Genomic DNA, 22,926 nt, shown 5'->3' with positions numbered 1-22,926 from the left:
CAATTCCTGATTTCTAACTCCTCATTCCTAATTCAAACAAAGGGAGTTTTATACTATGAATCTATCTCGCAAGTGGCTCAGCGAGTTTGTGAGCGTTGAGGCCGATGATAAAGAGTTTGCGGAGTCCATGACCCTGTCCGGCTCCAAGGTGGAGCTGACCCACGACCTGGGTGCCGAGATCCAGAACGTGGTGGTGGGCAAGGTGCTGTCCATGGAGCACCACCCGGACAGCGACCACATGTGGGTGTGCCAGATCGACGTGGGCCGGGAGGAGCCGGTGCAGATTGTCACCGGGGCCTGGAACGTCCACATAGACGACCTGGTGCCTGTGGCCATGCACAAGTCCACCCTGCCTGGGGGCAAGAAGATCGAAAAGGGCAAGCTGCGGGGCGTGGTGTCCAACGGCATGCTGTGCGGCCTGAGTGAGCTGGGCCTGGACACCCGGGACTTCCCCTACGCCGTCATCACTCCTGCCGCCATCCTGGGGGACTACAAACCCCTGGATAAGGACAAGCCCTCTATCTCCGCGGACATCCAGCCGGGGGACAAGATTTATGGGCCGGTGATAGCTGCCCTGGTGGAGGGAGTAGAGCCCGCCGGAGAGGCCGGCTGGACCTGCCGCCTGTTCTGGGCCGGCCAGGAGGCCCTGTCCGTGACAGTCACCACCACCTGTGCCAATCTCCACAACGGCGACCTGGTGGCCTATGACACCAAGCGAGGGGCCGTCTGCACCCTGGATGACCTCCACGCCCAGCAGGCGGAGTTCCCCCACTGCATCCCCGACGGCATCTTCATCCTTCACGAGGACTGTAAACCCGGGGACGACCTGAAGCCGGTGGTGGGCCTGGACGACCACGTGGTGGAGTTCGAGATCACCCCCAACCGCCCCGACTGCCTCTCCATCATCGGCCTGGCCCGGGAGGCCTCCGCCACCTTTGACGCACCCCTGGCCCTCCACCAGCCGGTGGTGAAGGGCGGCGGCCCCGGCGTGCTGCCGGAGCTGCTGGATGTGGAGACCCCGGCGGCCGACCTGTGCCCCCGATACACCGCCCGAATGGTGCGCAACGTGAAGATCGCTCCCTCCCCAAAGTGGATGCGGGAGCGGCTGCGGGCCATGGGCGTGCGCCCCATCAACAACATCGTGGACATCACCAACTACGTCATGCTGGAGTACGGCCAGCCCATGCATGCCTTCGACTACCGCTATGTGAAGGGCGGCAAGATCGTGGTCCGCCGGGCGGAGGAGGGCGAGGAGCTCACCACCCTGGACGGAAGCGTGCGCAAGCTCAATCCCAATATGCTGGTCATTGCCGATGAGCACCGGGCCGTGGGCCTGGCGGGCATTATGGGCGGCCTGAACAGCGAGATCGTCTCCGACACCGCGGACGTGGTCTTTGAGTCCGCCAACTTCGACGGCACCACCATCCGCCGCACTGCCCTGGCCCTGGGCATGCGCACCGAGGCCAGCGCCAAGTATGAGAAGGGCCTGGACCCCCTGAACACCCTCCCCGCCGTGGAGCGGGCCTGTGAGCTGGTGGAGCTGCTGGGGGCCGGCGAGGTGGTGGACGGCGTCATCGACATCCTCAACTACGTCCCTCAGCCCCGGGTGCTCAAGCTGGAGCCGGAGAAGATCAACGCCCTGCTGGGCACCGACATCGCCGCCGAGGAGATGGTGTCCATCCTGAAGAAGCTGGACTTCCAGGTGGAGGGAGACCAGGTCACCGTGCCCTCCTGGCGTTCCGACGTGGAGGCCATGGCCGATCTGGCCGAGGAGGTGGCCCGGTTCCACGGCTACAACAACATCCCCACCACCCTCATGCGGGGCCAGACCACCCGGGGCGGCTACTCCCCTGAGCAGGAGCTGGAGCGCGCCTTGGGGGCGGTGTGCCGTGCATGCGGCTATGACGAGATCATCACCTACTCCTTCATTTCCCCCACCTACTACGACAAGATCCGCTGGGCTTCGGACGATCCCCGCCGCCAGTCCTTCAAGATCCTCAACCCTCTGGGGGAGGATACCTCCATCATGCGCACCACGGTGCTCCCCTCCATGCTGGAGATCCTGACCCGGAACTACAACTTCCGCAACAAGTGCGCCAAGCTGTATGAGGTGGGCCGCATCTATCTCCCTGGCGGGGCCGACGGCCTGGCGGTGGAGAAGAAGGTGCTCTCTCTGGGCGCTTACGGCGAAGGAATGGACTTCTTTGCCCTGAAGGGGGCGGTGGAGGCCATCCTGGGAGAGATCCGGGCGGCGGACGTCACCTTTGAGGCCCCTCAGATCCCCAATCCCTCCTACCACCCAGGCCGCTGTGCCCAGGTGCTGGTCAACGGCCAGGAGGTGGGCGTGTTTGGTCAGATCCACCCCCTGGTGGCCCAGAACTACGGCGTGGACGCAGAGTTCTACTGCGCCGAGCTGGACTTTGACCAGCTGATGTGCGGGAAGGGCCCCGATCCCCAGTACGTGCCCCTGCCCAAGTTCCCTGCCGTTACCCGGGATATCGCCGTGGTGTGCGGCGAAGCGGTCACCGTGGGAGCCTTGGAGGACTGCATCCGTCGGGGGGCGAAGGGACTGCTGAAGGAGGTCACCCTGTTCGACATCTATCGGGGCAAGGGCGTGGCCGAGGGCAAGAAGTCTGTGGCCTTCAACCTGGTCCTCCGGGCCGACGACCGCAGCCTGACCGCCGAAGAGGCGGACGCCGATGTGAAAGCGATTTTGGAAACTCTGGAAAAGGAGCTGGGCGCGGTACTGCGCTGAGGCCGCCCCGTGGCAGACGGGGCGCGCAGCGCGTACAAGCGTTTTCACTCAGACCCGCGAAAAGCTTTGACGGGGGCGAAACTTAGTTTCGCCCCCGCTTTTTATGCCCGATGTAACCATAAAACAGTACGAAGCCAGAGACGGCACTAGGGCGGGCGATCCTGTACCTGATGTATGGGATATGTTGTCTGTTTTTATATTATTCCTATTGGCATTTGATCCTTTTATTTGTGATCCCGGAAAGAAAGAGTGATGGACGAGATCGCGAGACCTGTACAGACAGCTGAGCCGGTCGGCAATGCACAGTGCTGTGAGCCGGAGGTTTACAACATTTTGCAGGGGACGCATCCTATGTGCCCCCTGCGGCCTGAGACCTGATTTTCCACTTCCGGGAACAAATTCCTGTCCCGCGAGAGCAGATTCTCACCCTCCGGGGTGGCGGCGGGAATGTTTTTCCGGTATGATAGAGGCAAGAAAGGATCACAGGAGGAGACACCATGGATGAACTGGAATTTGCCCAGCGGCTGAAACGGTACCGCCGGGAGCGGGGGCTCACCCAGCAGGAGCTGGCCGATCGCATCGGCGTGTCCAACAAATCAGTCTCCCGGTGGGAGAGCGGGAGCTACCCGGATGTCCCTACCCTGCTCTCTCTGGCCCGGGCACTGGATGTGACGGTGGATGCCCTGCTGGACCCAGGTGCCCCTGTCCCCACATTGCAGAAAAGCGACTGGCAGAATCTGCTCTCCTTTGCCTTCGCCATCGGCGGAGGACTGGCCTTTTATTTACTGCGGAGGTTCGTCCCCGTGCCGGTGTGCTGGGCCCTCTATCTGGGCTGTCTGGCCTACGGCATCTATCTCCAGGCTCACTACACCTATCACGCCCGCTGGTTCCGCCTGGGCAGCTGGGCCATGTGCTTTTGCGTCAGTTGGACCCTGGCGGAAGAACTGGGGGGCGTGGTGTTTCAGGTGCTTTTTCCCACAGTTCTGAGCCAGTGGAAGAACATGATTTTCCAACTGCTGAGAGGGGATGCCGGCGCGCTGCTTCAGCTGGTCCTTGTTCTGGGGCCCCTATGGCTGGCGGGCGCCTGCGGCCTCACCGTTCTGACTCAGCTGGCTGCCCGGCGGCTGGCGGGGGAGAGAGGGGATCTCCCGGTGCGGCTGCCCGACCTGCGGGGTCATCCCCGGCTGGCCCGGGCCCCCTTCGCCTGGAGCAAGGCCATGCCCGCTCTGTGCCCCATCGTCCTGGTCGGGTTCTGGTATCTCTACCGGCAGACTCTCCTGCCGAGATTCTGGTACCAGCACCAGCAGGAGCTCTATCTGGCGGTCTGGACGATGGCAGGGGTGCTGGCTCTGCTCCCCTGCCTGAAGCGGAGGCATTGGGGGATGCTGCTCCCGGTCCTGGCCATGATGCTGGCTTGCCTGGGGTTCCGGGGGATGCTGGCCTATCCCCAGGTCTATTCCCTGTTTTCCGGCAGGCTGATGGAGGAAAAGGCAGAGATGTCCACCCAGTATTATCTGCGCTTCGGCCAGCCCAGCGAGGAGCTGGCGGTGGCCGCCCTTCTGGTGGCCGCTGTGTACCTGCTGTGCTGCTTCCTGCGGGTGGAGTGGGTGCCGGCGGAGCAGAAGGGCCGGCAGGAGCCGGAGGAGTCCTAAATTTTTCTTAAAATTTTGCCCCATACCCTTTACACCGCCTCCTTTTTGGAGTAAACTAAGCACAAGTGTTCCACTTCAACGCTGCAGGAGGTGTGTTCGATGGATGAGATGGATTTCACTCGGAAGTTCCGGCTGGGCGATCAGCGGGATCTGGAGATCAAGGCGATCTTGACTACGGTGTATCAGGCGCTTCAGGAGAAGGGCTATAACCCAGTCAATCAGATCGTGGGCTATATCCTCTCAGAAGATCCCACCTATATCACCAACCACAATAACGCCAGGGCGCTGATCCGAAAAGTGGACCGGGATGAGTTGCTCCAGACTTTGGTGAAATATTATTTGACCCATTGACAGCAGATCGAGGGCCCGCTGCAAGGCGCAGCGGGCCCTTTTCTGATGTTGGGGAAGGGGAGAGACAGATGGATATTTTGGTCAGTGCCTGCCTGCTGGGGACTCCCTGCCGGTACGACGGGGCCTCCAGGCCCTGCGGGGAGCTGGCGCGGCTGGAGGTGCTGGGGCACCGGCTGATCCCCGTGTGCCCGGAGGTGATGGGCGGCCTGCCCACGCCCCGCCCGCCGGCGGAGCTCCAGAGAGACGGCCGGGTGGTGGACCGGACGGGAAAGGACGTGACGGAGGCGTACCGCCTCGGAGCCGAAGAGGTGCTGGAGCTGGCCCGGGCCCATAGGTGCACCCTGGCGGTGCTGAAGGAGAGGAGCCCCTCCTGCGGCAGGGGGCAGATCTATGACGGCAGCTTCACCGGCAGGCTGACTGAGGGCTCCGGTGTGACCGCCCGCCTGCTGGAGGAACACGGGGTCCAAGTGTACGGAGAGTCAGAGGCCGGCACATTGGCGGAGCGCGGGGAGGCGCGGGAGGAGGGGCAAAGGGCGTCCCGCCCTTTGCCCTCCAAATATCCCGGGAAAAACGATTGACATATCGGAAGTTCTATGCTATATTTTGTAGCAATCTGACTGGAGTTTATCTGGCCAAGAATACTGGGACCACTCCTCCGGGAGTCAAGGCCATACGGACAGCCGGGTCCATTGCCGATCGGCGGGTCACCGCCCTTATTGATTGAGTTAAAAGCTCAAATTTTATAAGTTGGTTACTTCATAACCAGATGCGTGTTTGCGCAGACTTGTGAAACGGTCAATAACAGAGTGGTAAAAGTATCTTGTTGCTATATAGACTCTCAGTACCAGACATATCTCCCGCCCCCAGCTGTTATTTGCAGGCGTTTGTCCGCCATCGCGGCCGGACAGGGGACTTGGAGCTTATCGTGTACAAATTGATCCAAACACAAGCTGTTCAAATGCAGCTTGTGTTTTTTTGTGCTTCGAGGTGTTGGCAGATGAAAGAAGAACATACCCTGGACCAGAACAAGGCCCCGATCTACGAGGCGCTCCAGACCTTCCGGCAGATGCGGGTCGTTCCCTTCGATGTGCCCGGGCACAAGCGGGGCCGGGGCAACCCGGAGCTGACCCGCTTCCTGGGGGAGCAGTGTGTCAGCATCGACGTGAACAGCATGAAACCCCTGGACAACCTGTGCCACCCCATCTCTGTCATCCGGGAGGCGGAGGAGCTGGCCGCCGACGCCTTCGGCGCGGCCCACGCCTTTCTGATGGTGGGGGGCACCACCAGCTCGGTGCAGAGCATGGTGCTGTCCACCTGCAAGCGGGGGGACAAGATCATCATGCCCCGGAATGTCCACCGCAGCGTCATCAACGCCCTGGTGCTTTGCGGTGCCATCCCTGTCTATGTCAACCCGGAGGTGGACCCGCGCCTGGGCATCTCCCTGGGCATGAAGCGGGAGCAGGTGGCCCGTGCTATCCGGGAGAACCCAGACGCTGTGGCGGTGCTGGTGAACAACCCCACCTACTACGGCATTTGCAGCGACCTGCGGGCCATCGTGGAAATGGCCCACGAGGCGGGCATGTACTGCCTGGCGGACGAGGCCCACGGCACCCACTTCTACTTCGGGGACCACATGCCGGTGTCAGCGATGGAAGCCGGGGCGGACATGGCCTCCGTGTCCATGCACAAGAGCGGCGGGAGCCTGACCCAGTCCAGCCTCCTGCTCATCGGCCCCGGCATCCACGAGGGGCATGTGCGGAAGATCATCAACCTGACTCAGACCACCTCGGGCAGCTATCTGCTGATGTCCAGCCTGGATATCAGCCGCCGCAACCTGGCCCTCCGCGGCCGGGAGGTCTTTCGCCAGGTGTGCGCCATGGCGGAGTACGCCCGGGAGGAGATCAACGCCGTGGGCGGGTACTACGCCTTCGGCCGGGAGCTCATCAACGGCGACTCCATCTTCGACTTCGACCCCACCAAGCTCAGCGTCCACACCCGGGACGTGGGCCTGGCCGGCATCGAGGTCTACGACCTGCTCCGGGACGAGTACGACATCCAGATCGAGTTCGGGGATATCGGCAACATCCTGGCCTATCTGTCCATCGGGGACCGGCCCCAGGAGCTGGAGCGGCTGGTCAGCGCCCTGGCGGAGATCCGCCGCCGCTATCAAACCGACGGCAGCGGTCTGATGAACCAGGAATACATCGCCCCCGAGGTGGTCACCAGCCCCCAGGAGGCATTCTACGCGGACAAGCGCAGCGTCCGCCTGGAGGACAGTGTGGGACAGGTGTGCAGCGAATTCGTTATGTGCTATCCCCCCGGCATCCCCATCCTGGCCCCTGGGGAGCGGATCACGGCGGAGATCCTGGACTACATCCGCTACGCCAAGGAGAAGGGCTGCTCCATGACCGGACCCGAGGACCCGGAGATCGAGGAGATCAACATACTCACACAGGAGGCGCGGTAAATGGAGCTCTGGTTCAGCGAATTTCATACCCCCGACGTGAAGCACAGCATGCGGGTGGACCGGCACCTCTACTCCCACCGGAGCGAGTACCAGCAGATCGACATCTACGACACCCCAGAGTTCGGCAAGGTCCTGGCCCTGGACGGCAATGTGATGCTCACTGAGCGGGACGAGTTCATCTATGACGAGATGATCACCCACGTGCCTATGGCCGTCCACCCCCATGTGCAGGACGTGCTGGTCATCGGTGCGGGGGACGGCGGCGTGGTGAAGGAGCTGGCCCGGTACGAGTGCATCCGGTCCATCGACCTGGTGGAGATGGACGAGCAGGTGGTGGAGGCCTGCCGGCGCTATCTGCCGGAGAACGCCTGCCGCCTGGATGACTCCCGGGTGCACATCTACTTCGACAACGCCCTGCGGTTCATCCGCCGCCGCCACGCCCAGTATGACCTGATCATCGTGGACTCCACTGACCCCTTCGGCCCCTCGGAGGGCTACTTTACCCGGGAGTTCTACGGCATCTGCTACAACGCCCTCCGGGATGACGGCATTATGGTCAACCAGCAGGGCAGCCCCTTCTACCGCCACGACGCGGAGGCCATGCAGCGCAGCCACAAGCGCATCGTCAGCACTTTCCCCATCAGCCGGGTGTATCAGGCCCATATCCCCACCTATGCCGCCGGCTACTGGCTGTTCGGCTTTGCCAGCAAGAAGTATCACCCGGTAGATGACTTCGACCGGGACAAGTGGCTGGGGCTCCATTTGAAGACGCAGTATTACACCGTCCGCCTGCATGTGGGGGCCTTCTGCCTGCCGGCGTTTTTGGAAGAGATGCTGAAGGAGGTAGAGTGAAGATGGATCCCAATATCGAGACCTTTATCGGCTGCGACAGCAGCTTTGAGGAAGCGCGCATCGTTCTGTTCGGCGCCCCTTTCGACTCCACTACCAGCTTCCGTCCCGGCGCCCGGTTCGGCCCCTCTGCCATGCGCCATGAGAGCTTCGGCCTGGAGACGTACAGCCCTTACCAGGATAAGGACCTGACCGACTATCGCATCTTCGACAGCGGTGATCTGGAGCTGTGCTTTGGCAGCGCGGAGCTGGCGCTGCTGGACATTGAGAGCCGGGCGGAGGAGATTCTGGCCGCAGGCAAGCTGCCTGTGCTGCTTGGGGGCGAGCATCTGGTGACCCTGGGCAGCTTCCGGGCCATCCAGCGGCGCTGGCCCGACGTACATATCATCCACTTTGACGCCCATGCCGACCTGCGGGACGACTACCTGGGCGCGAAACTCAGCCATGCCTGCGTCATCCGCCGCTGCCACGACCTGCTGGGAGACGGACGCATCCACCAGTTCGGTATCCGCAGCGGGGAACGGGAGGAGTTCCGCTTCGCCAGGGAGCACACGGACCTGCACCCCTTCACCTTTGACGGTCTGGAGGAGCTGGTCCAGACCCTGGAGGCCAGCCGGGCCCCGGTCTATCTCACCATCGACCTGGACTGCCTGGACCCCTCCGCCTTCCCCGGAACCGGCACCCCCGAGGCGGGCGGCGTCACCTTCCCCCAGCTGCTGGAGGCCATTCAGATGGTGGCCAAAACCAACGTGGTGGGGGCGGATGTGAACGAGCTGGCCCCCATGCTGGATCAGAGCGGCGTGTCCACCGCCGCCGCCTGCAAGGTGCTGAGGGAGCTGCTGCTGGCCCTGTCCCAATAAAAAACACAATATCTGGCCCCCGGAGGGGACCGGGGCGTATAAAATGAGAAGAACAAAGGAGAAGTGATTATGAGCAGAGTATTAGTGATCGGCTGCGGCGGCGTGGCTAACGTGGCCATCCGCAAGTGCTGCCAGGTCAGCGATGTGTTTACCGAACTGTGCATCGCCAGCCGCACCAAGTCCAAGTGTGACAAGCTGGCCGCCGAGCTGGCGGGCAAGACTGCCACCAAGATCACCACTGCCCAGGTGGACGCCGACAAGGTGGAAGAAGTGGTCGCCCTCATTAAGAGCTGCCAGCCCGACCTGGTGATGAACATCGCCCTGCCCTACCAGGATCTGACCATCATGGACGCCTGCCTGGAGTGCGGCGTCAATTACATGGACACCGCCAACTACGAGCCCGAGGACATTGAGGAGCCGGAGTGGAAGGCCGCCTATGAGAAGCGCTGCAAGGAGAAGGGATTCTCTGCCTACTTCGACTACACCTGGCAGTGGGCCTACCGGGAGAAGTTCGAGCAGGCCGGACTCACCGCCTTGCTGGGCTGCGGCTTTGATCCCGGCGTGACTCAGGCCTACTGCGCCTACGCCAAGAAGCACGAGTTCGACACCATCGACACCATCGACATCCTGGACTGTAACGGCGGCGACCACGGCTACCCCTTCGCCACTAACTTCAACCCCGAGGTGAACCTGCGGGAGGTCTCGGCCCCCGGCAGCTATTGGGAGGACGGCCGCTGGGTGGAGATCCCCGCCATGAGCATCAAGCGGGAGTACAACTTCGACCAGGTGGGCGAGAAGGACATGTACCTGCTCCACCACGAGGAGATCGAGTCTCTGGCCGAGAACATCCCCGAGGTACGCCGTATCCGCTTCTTCATGACCTTCGGCCAGAGCTACCTCACCCACATGAAGTGTCTGGAGAACGTGGGCATGCTGTCCACCACCCCCGTGGAGTTCGAGGGACAGCAGATCGTGCCCATCAAGTTCCTGAAGGCCCTGCTTCCAGACCCCGCCAGCCTGGGGCCCCGCACTCACGGCAAGACCAACATCGGCTGCATCTTCACCGGCAAGAAGGACGGCCGGGAAAAGACCTACTACATCTACAACGTGTGCGACCACCAGGAGTGCTATCGGGAGGTGGCCAGCCAGGCCATCAGCTACACCACCGGCGTGCCCGCCATGTGCGGCGCCCTCATGCTGCTCACCGGTAAGTGGACCCAGAAGGGCGTGCACACCGTGGAGGAGTTTGATCCCGATCCCTTCCTGGACGCCCTGGACAAGTACGGCCTGCCCCGCAGCGAAGACCACGACCCCGTGCTGGTGGACTGATGGGATATAAGACCTTACAAGATCCCCAGTTTGCGGGCCTGGCAAACTACGACCCCCGGGCCCTGTTTGCCCAGCTGCCCACCCCGGCCTACGTCATCGACGAGGAGCGGCTGCGGAAAAACGGAGAAGTGCTCGCCGCTCTGGCGGAGCGTACTGGCTGCCGGGTGCTGCTGGCCCAGAAGGCTTTCTCCAACTACGATTTCTACCCCCTCCTGTCCCGGTACCTGGCGGGCACCGAGGCCAGCGGCCTCTATGAGGCCCGGCTGGGCAAGGAGGAGATGCCCCAGGGGGAGGTCCACGTGTTCTGCGGGGCCTACCGGGAGGACGAGTTTCAGGAGCTCCTGCAATACGCCGACCACATCGTCTTTAACTCCGTCCACCAGCTGAAGACCTTCGGGCCCCGGGGCAAGCAGGCGGGCAAAAGCCTGGGACTGCGGGTGAATCCGGAGTGCTCCACCCAGGAGGGCCACGCCATCTACGACCCCTGCGCCCCTGGCAGCCGCATGGGGGTGACCCGGGACGTGTGGGACCAGGAGATGGACGAGGCCACCCTGTCCCTGCTGGACGGCATTCACTTCCACACCCTGTGCGAGCAGAACTCCGACGATTTGAAAACCACCTTAGCGGCGGTGGAGGAGAAGTTCGGGGACATTCTGCCCGAAATGAAATGGCTCAATATGGGGGGCGGGCATCACATCACCCGCCCGGACTATGATTTGGGCACCCTGGAGGACTGTATCCGTCACGCCCAGCAGTCCTGGGGGGTAAATGTCTACCTGGAACCTGGGGAGGCAGTGGCCCTGAATGCCGGATATTTGGCCAGCCGGGTGCTGGACGTGGTGGAAAACGGCGGTGTCAGGATCGCCATCTTGGACGTCAGCGCCGCCTGCCACATGCCCGACGTGCTGGAAATGCCCTACCAGCCCCCCATCCTGGGGGCCAGTATCGAGCCAGGGGAGGGCCATATGTTCCGCCTGGCCGGCCCCACCTGTCTGGCCGGGGACGTGATCGGGGACTACGACTTTGACCGGCCCCTTCAGGAGGGCGACCTGGTCCTGCTCGGCGACATGGCCATCTATACCACCTGTAAAAACAATACCTTCAACGGCATGCCTCTCCCCAATCTCTGGAAGCTGGACAGCGCCGGGGGTCTGGAGCAGCTGACCGCCCACGGCTACAACGCCTTCAAAAGCCGGCTGGGCCGCTGACGGGAGATCTGCGTCCGCCCCGACGGTCCTGCGGCGCAGGACCGTCGGGGCTTTTCTGGTCCTCCGGTCCGGCGCCCCGGCTGATTTTGCCTTGAAAAAGAGGGAAAATTAGAGTATAATGCCTTTGACTTTTGTGTCAGGGTGTTTTCCCGGATGGGGGCGCCCCCAAAATTGCGCTGCATCCGCAGATGGCGGAGCGGCAGCAGGAGGAATTGAATATGGTAAGGGCAAAAACAAGTCTCACGTATCTGATGGAATTGGCTCTGTTGGTGGGGATCCTGCTGATGATGAACATCACAGGATTGGCCATGATCCCGCTGCCCGGACAGTACGCGTCCATTATGACGGTACCAGTGGCCGTGGGCGCTATGATGCTGGGTCCGCTGGCTGGGGGCGTCCTGGGGGGCGTGATGGGCTGCATCAGCTTCTACACCGCCATCAAGACCGGGTTCAGCACCCTGTTCCTGGCCGGCTATACCGGAGGTGTGGTGGTGGTGCTGAGCTTTGTGAATAGCATCATCCCCCGTGTCCTGATGGGGGTGTGCGTGGGCTGGGTCTACCGGGCCGCCCGCAGGCTGGACAGGGGGAACACCATTTCCTATTACATCGGGGGGCTGGCGGCGCCGGTGCTGAACACCCTGCTCTATATGACGGTGCTGATCCTGATCTTCCTGAACGCCCCCACGCTCCAGGTCCTGCTGGGCGAGGAGCTGATGGCCAAGTTCCAGGACAACATTTTACTGTTTGCCGCCGCCTATGTGGGCATTCAGGCCGTGATCGAGGCCGCAGTGGGCTGCGTCATCAGCGGCTCGGTGTGCAAGGCCCTGCGGGTCGTGCTGAAGGAGTGAAGGGGAGAGATATGATGAGAGAGATCGGGATCATGGAGGTGGGCGGTTTCCAGGTGGGCCACGCCCAGGATCTGGAGGCGGCTACCGGCTGCACGGTGATCCTGTGCGACCGGATGAGCTCCGCCGGGCTGGATGTCCGAGGAGGGGGCCCCGCTTCCCGGGAGTCACAGATCTTGGCCCCGGTGGCTGCCGCCCAGGGGATCAACGCAGTGCTGCTCTCCGGCGGCAGCGCCTTCGGGCTGGACGCTGCCGGGGGTGTCCAGCGGTATCTGGAGGAGCGGGACATCGGCTTTGACGTGGGGGTGACCAAGGTACCACTGGTGAGCCAGTCCTGCCTCTTCGACCTGGGGGTGGGCAGCAAGGAGGTACGGCCTACCGCCGAGATGGCCTACCAGGCCTGTGAGAATGCGGGGCGCTCTGCCCCCGCTGAGGGCAATGTAGGGGCGGGTACGGGCTGCTCCATCGGGAAATACCGGGGGATGGGCCGGGCGATGAAGTCGGGCTTCGGTACCTATGCGCTCCAGACCGGACCTCTGAAGGTGGGGGCGCTGGTGGCGGTGAACGCCCTGGGGGACGTGTACGGTCCCGACGGACGCCCGGCGGCCGGCCTGCTTAATGAGAAGAGGACGAGCCTGTCCTGCACCCTGGAGGAGATGTTTGCAGACATCGCCCCGGCGGAAAATCTGTTTGCGGGCAATACCACCCTAGGCGTGGTGGTCACCAACGGGAAGTTTGATAAAACGCCCTTGACCAAGCTTGCCGGCATGGCCCATAACGGCTACGCCAGGGCTATCCGGCCGGTCCACACCACCGCAGACGGGGACAGCATCTATGCCCTCTCCCTGGGGGATGTCCCGGGGGACATCAATGTGGTGGGGGCCATGGCCGCCCTGGCCATGGAGCGGGCCATCCTGCGGGCGGTCCAGTCCGCCGGTTCCGCCTATGGGCTGATAGGCTGGGAGGACCTGCCTCGCTGACCGGCTGCGCTCCGCGGTTCCCAACGCGCCATTTCTGAAACCTAGGGAAACAGCTCACACCACCTACCTTTACCATCTCCATGCTGAGATACAGAAAGCCCGCAGGTCTTTGCGTGACCTGCGGGCTTCTTGGATATGCAATGTGTTGCCCCCGCTTGATGGCGGATATGCAGCTTCTACGATATACAGCCCATGTTGTGGGTTTGAAAATACCATATGTATGAGGCTTCGAGGTGGAGTTGAATAGGTGTGTGATCACATCGACCTGCAGCTATTCACCACAATAGTATTTGACCCGGAGGTCAACTGCTTCATTGGTAACCTGTGGCTGCATATGTGACTGAACATCCAGCGCCATATATGCTGGTGAGGTACGGTCATAGGGCGTCCATACTGGTAGCGCACCTCCGTTCGGATCACCATTTTTGATAAAATTAGCCCAGTAATTGCTGACAGCTTTTGCCAACTGATAATCATTTCCGTCAAAAGGACGCCAGCAGTGGTCTAAGGTACGGAACACATACCAATGTTCCGATGCGTGGAATGCGCCGGCATCGTCGCCAGGCAATTCCCGTTCCAGACGATAGAAGTAGACCGGGTTTCTGCCATGGAGACTTTGCATCCGGCAGAATGCAGCGCAATAAGCTAACATGTCCTCGGTAAATCCATGATTGAGTTGAAAATCGTAAATTTCTTCGTCTGTTGAATATTTTACGACCCTTTGATATGCTTCGGAATAGTGGCCATAAGCATGTTCCAGCTTATGGGCAATTTCTTCGCTGGTGGCATGGAAGCGGTTTCGCATGGACCATGCCTCTTTGTTGGTACATCCTACCATGTAGCAGATATCATGAAGATGGCCGTTTTGGAGGGAATCTCTGACCCCTTCAGGCAGAATAACCCCGTCTATGCAAGGCTGGATAAATGGAGACTCACCGCGATCCAGGTCGGGACCATACTGGCAGAGGATAGAAGCATCTACCTTGCGGGCATCTTCGATAGAGTACAAGCCGTATCGCTCCAGCAGGGCTTTCCCCATATTTTCGGCCTCCGACTGTGAAAAATTTCTTTCTAGAAGAGGACCGCTCTGCATGATGGCGCCTTGAAACCATCCTTTGACTAGTGGACATGCAGACAACATGAGTACGCTGGATGCGCCAGCAGAACCGCCTGAGATAGTGATCTGTTCTGGATTCCCGCCAAAAGAGGCAATGTTTTCACGCACCCAGCGAAGAGCCAATATCTGGTCCTGAAGACCATAGTTTCCGGCTAGTCCATGAGGAGACTCGTCCCGCAGATCTGGGTGCGCAAGAAATCCAAAGAGTCCAAGCCGATAGTTGATCGTTACTACTACGATGCCTTGGGCGGCCATCAGTTCACCGTCAAATTGGGGAGCGAAGCTGTAATTGGTCTGAAAACCGCCGCCGTGGATAAATACCAGCACGGGGAGATTATCGCTCTTTGAGTCTGCGGGAGTCCAAATATTGAGTTGGAGACAGTCTTCGTGGTGAGTCTCCAGATGCTGATAGGAGAAGAATTCCTTATGATAGAAGGTGCCTGGCTGAGGGATTACTTGGGGACAGATATTTCCAAAGCGGACCGCATCGAAGGTTCCGGACCAAGGCTTTTTGGGTATGGGGGGCCTCCACCGATTATTTCCAGTGGGAGCCTCCGCATAGGGAATGCCTTTAAATGCAGTAACCGCAGGATTACCAGCCGCTATTCCACGGATATGTCCACAAAGGACATCAGTTTCACGTATAGCCATTATATTCGCCTGCCCATTTACTGGATGACAGAAACCAAGGCATCCACAGCCTCGTCTCCGATCTCGCTGCGTACCATATCATAGACGGGCTGAGCGATCTCACGCATGGCAGCCATATCCTCAGCACTCAGTTCGTTGATCTCCATGCCGCTTTCGATCAGTGTATCATAAGCGGTCTGATCAGCCTCCTGATAGACAGGGATCATCTCAACAGTTGTTTCAGCGACGGCGTTTTCAATGATCTCCTGATAGGCGGCAGGAAGGCTGTTGAAGTAGCTCTCACTCATGACCATCATATTGGTGTACAGAGTGTGGTTAGTTAGGGTGATGTAGTCCTGAACTTCGTGCATTCCGCCCACAACAACGGTGTCCAAGGCGTTCTCCTGGGAGTCTACCAGCCCGTTCTGGAGAGACATATACAGTTCGCTGCCAGGGACAGGAGTCGTGTTGCAGCCCATATCACTCCAGAATTTGATCTGGTATTGGTTGTCCATAACCCGCATGTTCAGTCCTTTGAAGTCTTCGATGGAAGTCAGCTTTTTATTAGAAGAGAACTGACGAAAAGAGGCACCTTGGGTAAAGCCGAGGCATTTCAGGCCGGCATTGGCGAAGTAACCGTCCAGCTTTGTCTTGAAATCGCTCTGGTTCAGCACCTCGTTGATCTCCTCGGCAGTGGAGGTGGAGAAGGCACAGGGCAGATCAAAAACACCCAACTCGGGGACAAAAGCGACACAGGGAGAAGGCTGCATGGCAGCGATCTGAATAGTATTATCCAGAACGGATTCAATGGCCTCAACATCGGAGCCCATCTCGCCATTCGAGAAGATATTTACAGTGATCTTGCCATCAGAAGCAGCCTCTACCTTCTCTTTGAACAGGATACCCCATGCCCCTACCATGGAGCTTTCAGCCCCCATATGTGCATAGGAAATCTGAATGCTGTCTTGAGTATTAGAGGAACCAGACGGAGGAGCAGAAGCATTACCGGGATTGCCGCCGCAGGCGGCCAGGGGCAGAGTCAGAGCAAAGCTGAGTGCCAAAGCGAGAAACTTTTTCATAATTATTTTTCCTCCTAAAATTTATTTGACCAGCAACATGCTGAACTGCGGCACAAAGGCAATAATGAACAGTGCGATGACAAATACACCTATGTAGGGGATGGCGGACTTGCCGATAGTCATGGGCTGTTCGCCAGAGATAGAACTAGTGACAAACAGGTTCAGGCCAAAGGGAGGAGTGACCAGACCTACAGCCAGGTTGCAGACCATCAGAACACCCAGATGGACGGGGTCAATGCCATAACTCTCTGCAATGGGACAAAGAATGGGACCGAGGATGATAAGGGCAGGGCCGGTATCCATCACCATGCCCAGCAGGAAGAAAGCGATGATAACTACAATCAGGAAAGAGATCTTGTCAGTGGCGATGGTCATGATGGCATTTTGTACGATATCAGCGGCATGAATCAGGGATAGTGTGCGGCCGAAAGCAGTAGCAAAGGCCAGCAGGAAACAAATAGGGGCCGCAGATTTGACGGCAGAGCGCAGTAATTCAGGGAGCTTTTGGAAGGAGACTGTTTTGTAGATAAACAGGCTGACAAAGAGCGCATAGAACACCGATACAGCAGCGGCTTCGGTAGGAGTAACAATGCCGGCATAAATTCCGCCCAGGATTATAACAGGGGAGAGCAGAGCCCAAAAACTGTCCTTGAACAGGGGCAGAAAGCCGGCAGCGGCAATTTTTTGATAGTTGGATTGAATCTTTGCCTTGTCCTCGCCATGGATTTTACAGTATGTGACGGCATAGAACATCAGCAGACAAGCAACTAGGATGCCGGGCAGAATGCCGGCCATAAACAGTGCACCGATGGAGGTCTCGGTAGCCATGCCATACATCATAAAGGGGCCGCTGGGAGGGATGATGACACCTAAACCACCGGATACCGCCACAGTAGCAGCAGCGAATTTGGCGTCATAGCCCAATTCAATGAGCAGTGGGATAGTCATGGCACCGATTGCAGCGGCAGTGGCAGCGCCAGAGCTGGAGATCGCGCCGTAGAACAAGCAGGTGATAATGACGGCACAGGGCATTCCACCGGTTTTATTGCCCACAAAGTATGCAAATACATCAAACAGCTTTTTAGAAATGCCGCCCTCTGCCATGAGAACGCCTGCAAAAATAAAGAGAGGCAAACAGAGAATATTGGGAGAGTTTGCACCACTGAATGCGCCGCGGATCAAAGCTGCTATACTGGTGGCCCCAACTGCATCCATAGCCAGTGGAGTGATTGCGCCGCCAATCATGCACATAATAATGGGATACCCCAATGCCAGTAAAACAAAAAAGATTAAAAATACTAAACCAGCCATTTAATTACCCCCTTTTTGATTTCGGAACAGCTGCTGAGAAGCCTCATCCAACTCCTCCTCCACCGCCGTCATGGCATCGACCTTAATGTCTCCACCGGTGAGTAGAAGCTTGATTGACTGGAAGGAGGACTGGACAGAACGGATGATTGCGAGGAAAAAGCCAATGGATGTGGCCAGATAAGGGATAGTCATGGGGATCTGCAGTGCGGGGGAACGCTGGCCGGAAATGATGGTGGCTTTCACACAATCGATGCTGCCCCCAAAGAATATGATAAACACGATCAGCATGGATACTTGAATGAGGATATCCAACGCCATACGGAGAACGCGGGGGAGATGGTCCTGCAATAGAGTGATATTTAACAGACAGCGATTTCGCACCGCGTATCCCGGGCTTATGAAACAAAAGTAGATGTAGCAGAACCGACAGAACTCTTCTGGCCAAGGCAAGGCGTGGCGAAAGACGTAGCGCATGATGATTTGCATCATAATGACGATGCCGATCAGGCTGCCTGTGATGATCAGGATAGTTTCTTCCAGATGAAGGTCTAGCCATGCGATGACACGCTTTAATGGGTTTTGTTTCATGATTATCCTCCTCAAATAGAAATGGCGCCTCAATTCATGCTGTGATTTTGTACTTCGTATACAATATATAAAATACAAATCTGAAAAAGTCAAGATTTAAAAAGCAAATAAAAAATATTTATAGAAACCCCCAATTATAGGCGTTTAAATTTGGGGGAAATGTAAAAATAGAAATGAGAAGACAAATCAACTTAATCAATTTGGAAAATAAGCTTGCATTTCCACATAAAAATAGATATAATTAAAAAAGTATTTTGTATACGAAATGAGGCGGTCAAATGGACTCAGTGATTTTGGAGAGTGTCAACCTGAACGACTTGGCCTATGAAGAAATCAAAAAGAGAATCATCAGCCGAGAGTTTGCACCTGGTCAGCGATTAGTAGATTCCCAGCTGGCAACAATTTTTCAAATCAGCCGGACACCGATTCGGGATGCGATGCGCCGCCTTACAAAAGAGGGATTGTTGACCAACACATCCTCCCGTGGTTTTTATGTGTTTGCGCCGACGCTCAAAGATATTGACGAAATCTTCAGTATTTCAGGAATGATCGAGACGGAGGCTGCCGCTAGAATTATTTGCCGCCTTAGGGAAAACCCCTCACCTAGGCTGGAGGAAGAGCTTAATATCTTAGAGAAAAAGGCTAGTGAGGTTTTTCCTATGGAAAAGGATGAAGAGTTCAAGCGTTACATGATGGAGCTCGCCGAAAATCAGAGGCTATACGATATCTATTTGCAAAATCATGGACAGCGGGTTTTGCTGGCAAACATCATTCATCATGGGAAAACCGACGAGATAGACAGCTTTCGCGCTGAAAAGTCCAAGCTTGTACACAATCGCATTGTATTAGGTATTCGAAATCAAGATTTTGAATATACCCGTCAAGCAATTGAGGAACATAATGGCTATGGGATTGCTGATGCCACCGATTATGTCCTTCAATTGAATGCTTAATGTCCGTTGTAGACTGAGAATTGTGATTTATTGGGTGTGGTGTGTTACATCCAATATCTCTGCTTTTGACAAATTTCAGAATCGGAGCCAAAGAATATCATGAATCAGTCAGGAGTAGATACAAGAGATATTGATAATTTGCAAAGCGTTTAATGTTCACTTCTATGCTTCAGTGTCGTAGATTTTGTATGGGTTGATTCTTTTCAAACTGCTTCTGCCACAGATTTGCCCCCAGAACAAGTCACAGACAGAAAAAATCATGGCTCCGGCGGGACTGTCCCGCCGGAGCCATGCGCTTTCCGCTGGCAATGGAGGAGCACAGCCGTCCGCCATGCCTTGGTTTTGGGTGGAGAGGCCATCAGCTCACCCCGGACTCGATGGACCTGCCGCTCCACTTGGAGCTCCCCGGTTTTCGGATTCAAGTTATCCCACTGGAGGGTGCAGATCACACCCCCGCGCAGGCCGGTGGTCAGCTCGGTGAAAAAGTCCCGCCACACCTCGTCCTGCTCAATGGCCTCCAGAAAGGTGCCCAGCTGTTCCCCATTCAGAATCTGCTTTGGGAGGTAATTGGGCTTTAGAATTGCTGTGCCCCGTCGAGTTTAGTGCTATGCTCCGTATCCTCAGACGAGTCAATGGCGTGGCTGACACTGGAACTGCCGCCGCCGCTGGAGGGGAGGACGTCCACATTGTTTAGTATCAGCTTGTAGGTTTCGGTATTCAAGCTGTTTTGGACAATGATTTCCCACTTGGTAGTACCATAAGGCAGAGAGTGCGTGGAGCGAGCAGCCACTTCATAGGACTTGCCATCAAAAGTGATCTTCGCGTTTTTAGGGTCCTTAGCCTCGATTCCCGGGATGCCGCTGGTCAGCCCTGCGCCGGTCGTCGTATAGGTCTTGGTGGCCGAGGCATAGGCCCTTTTACATAAAGGTAAAGGACTGTGTGGCACTCCTCTCGTTGGAAAGGTCTAGCAAGCCATCCTGCTTCGTACAGCTCTGTTGCTTTTCCAGAGGCTGACCGTTGATGTCTAGCAGTATAACGATCAGGTTGCCGCTGGCTGTCCCCCTCATTTTGTTGTACTGGAACGTAACTTCGACAGTCGTGCCGTCTTCATCGATGCTCATGGTATGGATCAGCATCACATCTTTGTTCCGGCGCACCGCCAGATCCAGTGTCACGGAGAAATCATTGTTGCCCTGATAACTCGTTCACAGTGTCATATTCGGCATTCCTTGCCATAGACTTACAAGTGCCTCCACCCAGGCTTTCACATGGGCGGGGATACCGGGCCACCACCCGGAAGTACTGGAGGCCGAAGAGGATGTCTTTTCCGCCAGCACCGCTCTGCTGTTCCCTGAAACACGAGCATAAAAGAACTCCGCCGTCCCAGTTTCAGGGAACGGCGGAGTTCTTATTTCAGAGATTCCACATAGCGGGCCATAAAGTCGGGAGAATACGGCGGCTGGCGGGAATGGATTCGCCTGTGTTCCCGGGGTCAGGGTATCCCACTCCACCCGTGTCACATGGGACAGATTAACCAGACAGCTGAAATGGCTTAGGCAGAAGTCCTGATTCTGGAATTCCTCTTTCAATTTGAAGAGAGACGGCGTGCTCAATCTGCCTACTGGTTTGTATGGCAGCCTTACGGCCCGAGGTATTCAGACAGGTGATCTCGTCCAGAGGAAATAGCACGGCCACCCACACGCAGCACCGGGCGCTTTTGCTGTCGGTCCCAGTCCAGAGCGGCGGCCAGCCGCCACTCGTCCACCGGCTTGAGCGGATATTCTAGTGGGGAGACAGAGAAGCTGTCCAGCGCGAAACCGGGATAATCCGTAATGTAAATAATGGAGGCGTTGACCTTACGTTCCCGCAGGAAACGGGCCAGCTCCACGCCGTTTTCTGACCACAGAAATTGCCATAGACACGCTCGGAACACATGAAAGTATTGCAGTTAAAGCGTGGCGGAAAACAAATCAAGCGGAGCAAAATAGCGAAAAACAAATGAAAGTTATTCAAATTGTCTATAGCATAGCACGCCTTGCGGTGGCCTGATGGTTCTCCCTCATGAACATACTGCCGGAAGCCGGACCAAAAATCGATTCCAGCCAGCCTGATTTTCCTCCACCCATACGCTGCCGCCGTGGATTTCTGCAATGGCCCGGACCAGGGCCAGCCCCAGGCCGACACCCCCCAGTTCCCGGGAGCGGGCGGTATCCGCCCGAAAGAAGGGCTCGAAGATCCGCTCCCGTAACTCCGGTGGGATACAAGGTCCCTGATTGGCCACGGTGATGACAATATCGGCTCCATTCAACTCCGCACAGAGCCGTGTCTGTCCGCCATCCGGCCCGTATTTGACCGCATTTTCCACCAGATTGAACAGTGCCCGGCGGAGCAGCTCTCTGCTGCCGGTGATCGTGCCAGGGGAGGCTTCCACCAAAATGGCGATGCCCTTTTTGGAGGCCAGAGGGGAAACATCCTCGGCAGCTTGGTGGAGCAGTTCTCCCAATTTAATCCGGTCGCTGCGGGGCACCTGTTCCAGATTGGTCAACTTCAGAAGGCTGTCCACCATGCCGGAGAGTCGATCCACCTCGCTCTCCATAATACTGAGGAATGCCTCTGTGGTCTGCGGCGCAAAATCTTGTTTCTTACGAAACAGACCGATCCGGGTCTTGAGGACGGCCAGCGGGGTACGAAATTCGTGGGCAGCATTTTGGGAGAAGCTGCGCTGCATCAAAAAAGCCCGGCTCAGCCGCTGAGACAGGTCATCAAAGGAATGTGCCAGTTGTGTTACCTCATCCCCTCGATCCGGGATGGAAAGGGGCTGATCCAGATCCTTGGCGGTCCGGCCCAGGATCTGGTCATTCAGGTCTTTCAGCGGCGCAAGAGCCCGGCCCACCAGCAGGTAGATCAATAGAAGTCCCGTCGCCAGGATTACGGTAGAGGCCAGAATACTCTGGATCTGAAATAGCTGCTGGGCCTGTTGGACCACTGGAGCTGCCTGTGTGGTAAGGAGAGGCATAGTCCCTTTCGCGGCCGCCTCCGGATCAAGGGCGGGTGAGAGGGGAGCGGCGGCGATGGTGTCTGTCAGATGGATGGCAGACAGATTGCTGGTAACGGCCAGGGCGGCACAGCACAGCGTCAGCAGCAGGGCACACAAGAGGGTGATACGCAGCCGCAGAGAACGAAAGGGTTTCATAGCGTCTCCTTTTCCATCAGGCGATACCCCTGACCGACCTTCGTTTGGATGGGGTCATCACCCAGAGCATCCCGTAACTTTTTCCGCAGGGAGGAGATGTGCATCCGAACGACATTGCTGAAGGGGTTGGCGTCCGACTCCAGTACATGCTCCATCAGCTCCTCCTGATTGACCCAGCGGTCCCGGTGGAGCATCAGGTGCTCCAGAATGGCGAACTCTCTGGGCGTCAGTTCCAGCGCTTTCCCGCCAGCGGAGATGGCGCGGGAGGACGTGTCCAGCGTCAGACTACCCACAGTAAGTACCGTATTTCGGGAGACAAACTCCCGGCGCAGCAGGCTGCGAACTCTGGCCTCCAGTTCCTCCAGGGCAAAGGGCTTGGTGAGATAGTCGTCTGCCCCCAGATCCAGCCCCGCCACCCGGTCGGATAACTCCGCTCTGGCCGACAGGATCAGCACCCGCAGCTCTGGCTGCTCCGCGCGAACGGCCCGCAGCAGGTCCAGCCCGTCCATGCCGGGCAGATTCAGGTCCAGGATCAGCAGGTCGAAGGACTCGCTCAGAAGCAGGTCATAGGCTTCCGCGCCGTCATAGCACCGTTCCACCGTGTATTTTTCAAGTTCCAGATCCTCCGCAATACCATCGCACAGCAGCTTTTCGTCCTCGACCACCAGAATACGCATCATCAGCCCTCCTCCGCATGATATACCATGATAACAGAAAACTGTAAATTTTTCATCAAGGGCAAATGAGCGGTTCTTGGAC

At 57.9% G+C, this 22,926-nt stretch carries 21 protein-coding genes; 12 read left to right on the top strand and 9 right to left on the bottom strand.

Going from position 1 to position 22,926, the window contains the following annotated elements; all coding sequences use genetic code 11:
* The first annotated feature begins 55 nt into the window (after positions 1 to 55).
* From pheT to BN1969_RS15290, 11 genes are all read left to right on the top strand, one after another.
* The gene (pheT, locus tag BN1969_RS15340; RefSeq protein ID WP_050625080.1) at positions 56 to 2,755 is read left to right on the top strand and encodes a phenylalanine--tRNA ligase subunit beta; all 2,700 of its coding nucleotides are present in this window, start codon (positions 56 to 58) and stop codon (positions 2,753 to 2,755) included.
* Between the two features lie 497 nt (positions 2,756 to 3,252).
* Complete coding sequence (locus BN1969_RS15335) at positions 3,253 to 4,407, top strand: type II toxin-antitoxin system RelB family anti-toxin (protein WP_050625079.1); 1,155 nt, start codon at positions 3,253 to 3,255, stop codon at positions 4,405 to 4,407.
* 99 nt (positions 4,408 to 4,506) lie between these two features.
* The gene (locus BN1969_RS15330) at positions 4,507 to 4,758 is read left to right on the top strand and encodes an IreB family regulatory phosphoprotein (protein ID WP_050625078.1); all 252 of its coding nucleotides are present in this window, start codon (positions 4,507 to 4,509) and stop codon (positions 4,756 to 4,758) included.
* Between the two features lie 68 nt (positions 4,759 to 4,826).
* Positions 4,827 to 5,336 (top strand): 2-thiouracil desulfurase family protein, encoded by a 510-nt coding sequence (locus BN1969_RS15325; RefSeq protein WP_077138783.1) that lies wholly within the window; start codon positions 4,827 to 4,829, stop codon positions 5,334 to 5,336.
* A 419-nt stretch (positions 5,337 to 5,755) separates the two neighbouring features.
* A complete protein-coding gene (locus BN1969_RS15320) occupies positions 5,756 to 7,225 on the top strand; it encodes an aminotransferase class I/II-fold pyridoxal phosphate-dependent enzyme (protein ID WP_050625077.1) in 1,470 nt (489 codons plus the stop codon).
* Positions 7,226 to 8,077 carry a polyamine aminopropyltransferase gene (gene speE, locus BN1969_RS15315; protein ID WP_050625076.1) on the top strand — a complete coding sequence of 284 codons (852 nt, stop codon included), beginning with the start codon at positions 7,226 to 7,228 and terminating at the stop codon, positions 8,075 to 8,077.
* A 2-nt stretch (positions 8,078 to 8,079) separates the two neighbouring features.
* Entirely contained in the window at positions 8,080 to 8,934 is an 855-nt protein-coding gene (speB, locus tag BN1969_RS15310; RefSeq protein WP_050625075.1) for an agmatinase, read from the top strand.
* 69 nt (positions 8,935 to 9,003) lie between these two features.
* Entirely contained in the window at positions 9,004 to 10,263 is a 1,260-nt protein-coding gene (locus BN1969_RS15305) for a saccharopine dehydrogenase family protein (RefSeq protein WP_050625074.1), read from the top strand.
* Positions 10,263 to 11,471, top strand: coding sequence for a carboxynorspermidine decarboxylase (gene nspC, locus BN1969_RS15300; protein WP_050625073.1), 1,209 nt, complete (start codon positions 10,263 to 10,265; stop codon positions 11,469 to 11,471). The genes BN1969_RS15305 and nspC overlap by 1 nt, the downstream gene beginning before the upstream one ends.
* Before the next feature lie 218 nt (positions 11,472 to 11,689).
* Positions 11,690 to 12,319 (top strand): ECF transporter S component, encoded by a 630-nt coding sequence (locus tag BN1969_RS15295; protein ID WP_050625072.1) that lies wholly within the window; start codon positions 11,690 to 11,692, stop codon positions 12,317 to 12,319.
* 14 nt (positions 12,320 to 12,333) lie between these two features.
* Positions 12,334 to 13,296, top strand: a complete 963-nt coding sequence (locus BN1969_RS15290; RefSeq protein ID WP_050625071.1) for a P1 family peptidase — start codon at positions 12,334 to 12,336, stop codon at positions 13,294 to 13,296.
* 271 nt (positions 13,297 to 13,567) lie between these two features.
* On the opposite strand, the gene BN1969_RS17340 is transcribed toward BN1969_RS15290, so the two are convergent.
* Genes BN1969_RS17340 through BN1969_RS15270 form a run of 4 tightly spaced genes read right to left on the bottom strand, consistent with a single transcriptional unit; the run spans position 13,568 to position 18,021 of the window.
* Complete coding sequence (locus BN1969_RS17340; RefSeq protein ID WP_077138782.1) at positions 13,568 to 15,064, bottom strand: carboxylesterase/lipase family protein; 1,497 nt, start codon at positions 15,062 to 15,064, stop codon at positions 13,568 to 13,570.
* A gap of 17 nt (positions 15,065 to 15,081) precedes the next feature.
* On the bottom strand, positions 15,082 to 16,122 hold the full coding sequence (locus BN1969_RS15280) for a TRAP transporter substrate-binding protein (protein ID WP_050625069.1): 1,041 nt from the start codon (positions 16,120 to 16,122) through the stop codon (positions 15,082 to 15,084).
* Positions 16,123 to 16,143: 21 nt separating this feature from the next.
* On the bottom strand, positions 16,144 to 17,433 hold the full coding sequence (locus BN1969_RS15275) for a TRAP transporter large permease (protein ID WP_050625068.1): 1,290 nt from the start codon (positions 17,431 to 17,433) through the stop codon (positions 16,144 to 16,146).
* Positions 17,434 to 18,021 carry a TRAP transporter small permease gene (locus BN1969_RS15270; protein ID WP_050625067.1) on the bottom strand — a complete coding sequence of 196 codons (588 nt, stop codon included), beginning with the start codon at positions 18,019 to 18,021 and terminating at the stop codon, positions 17,434 to 17,436.
* A gap of 278 nt (positions 18,022 to 18,299) precedes the next feature.
* Here BN1969_RS15270 and BN1969_RS15265 point away from each other — a divergent pair, with 278 nt between their 5' ends.
* On the top strand, positions 18,300 to 18,974 hold the full coding sequence (locus BN1969_RS15265; protein WP_050625066.1) for a GntR family transcriptional regulator: 675 nt from the start codon (positions 18,300 to 18,302) through the stop codon (positions 18,972 to 18,974).
* 257 nt (positions 18,975 to 19,231) lie between these two features.
* On the opposite strand, the gene BN1969_RS18105 is transcribed toward BN1969_RS15265, so the two are convergent.
* From BN1969_RS18105 to BN1969_RS15235, 5 genes are all read right to left on the bottom strand, one after another.
* The gene (locus tag BN1969_RS18105) at positions 19,232 to 19,471 is read right to left on the bottom strand and encodes a site-specific integrase (RefSeq protein WP_147577122.1); all 240 of its coding nucleotides are present in this window, start codon (positions 19,469 to 19,471) and stop codon (positions 19,232 to 19,234) included.
* A gap of 420 nt (positions 19,472 to 19,891) precedes the next feature.
* On the bottom strand, positions 19,892 to 20,149 hold the full coding sequence (locus BN1969_RS15250; protein ID WP_147577120.1) for a hypothetical protein: 258 nt from the start codon (positions 20,147 to 20,149) through the stop codon (positions 19,892 to 19,894).
* 464 nt (positions 20,150 to 20,613) lie between these two features.
* Entirely contained in the window at positions 20,614 to 20,907 is a 294-nt protein-coding gene (locus BN1969_RS15245; RefSeq protein ID WP_147577118.1) for a response regulator, read from the bottom strand.
* A gap of 126 nt (positions 20,908 to 21,033) precedes the next feature.
* On the bottom strand, positions 21,034 to 22,167 hold the full coding sequence (locus BN1969_RS15240; RefSeq protein ID WP_050625061.1) for a sensor histidine kinase: 1,134 nt from the start codon (positions 22,165 to 22,167) through the stop codon (positions 21,034 to 21,036).
* Positions 22,164 to 22,844: a response regulator transcription factor gene (locus tag BN1969_RS15235; RefSeq protein WP_050625060.1), complete on the bottom strand. Its 681-nt coding sequence runs from the start codon at positions 22,842 to 22,844 to the stop codon at positions 22,164 to 22,166. The genes BN1969_RS15240 and BN1969_RS15235 overlap by 4 nt, the downstream gene beginning before the upstream one ends.
* Positions 22,845 to 22,926: the final 82 nt, after the last annotated feature.

The organism is Clostridium phoceensis (assembly GCF_001244495.1).
Taxonomy (GTDB): domain Bacteria; phylum Bacillota; class Clostridia; order Oscillospirales; family Oscillospiraceae; genus Lawsonibacter; species Lawsonibacter asaccharolyticus.
This window is presented reverse-complemented; position numbering and strand designations above follow the sequence as displayed.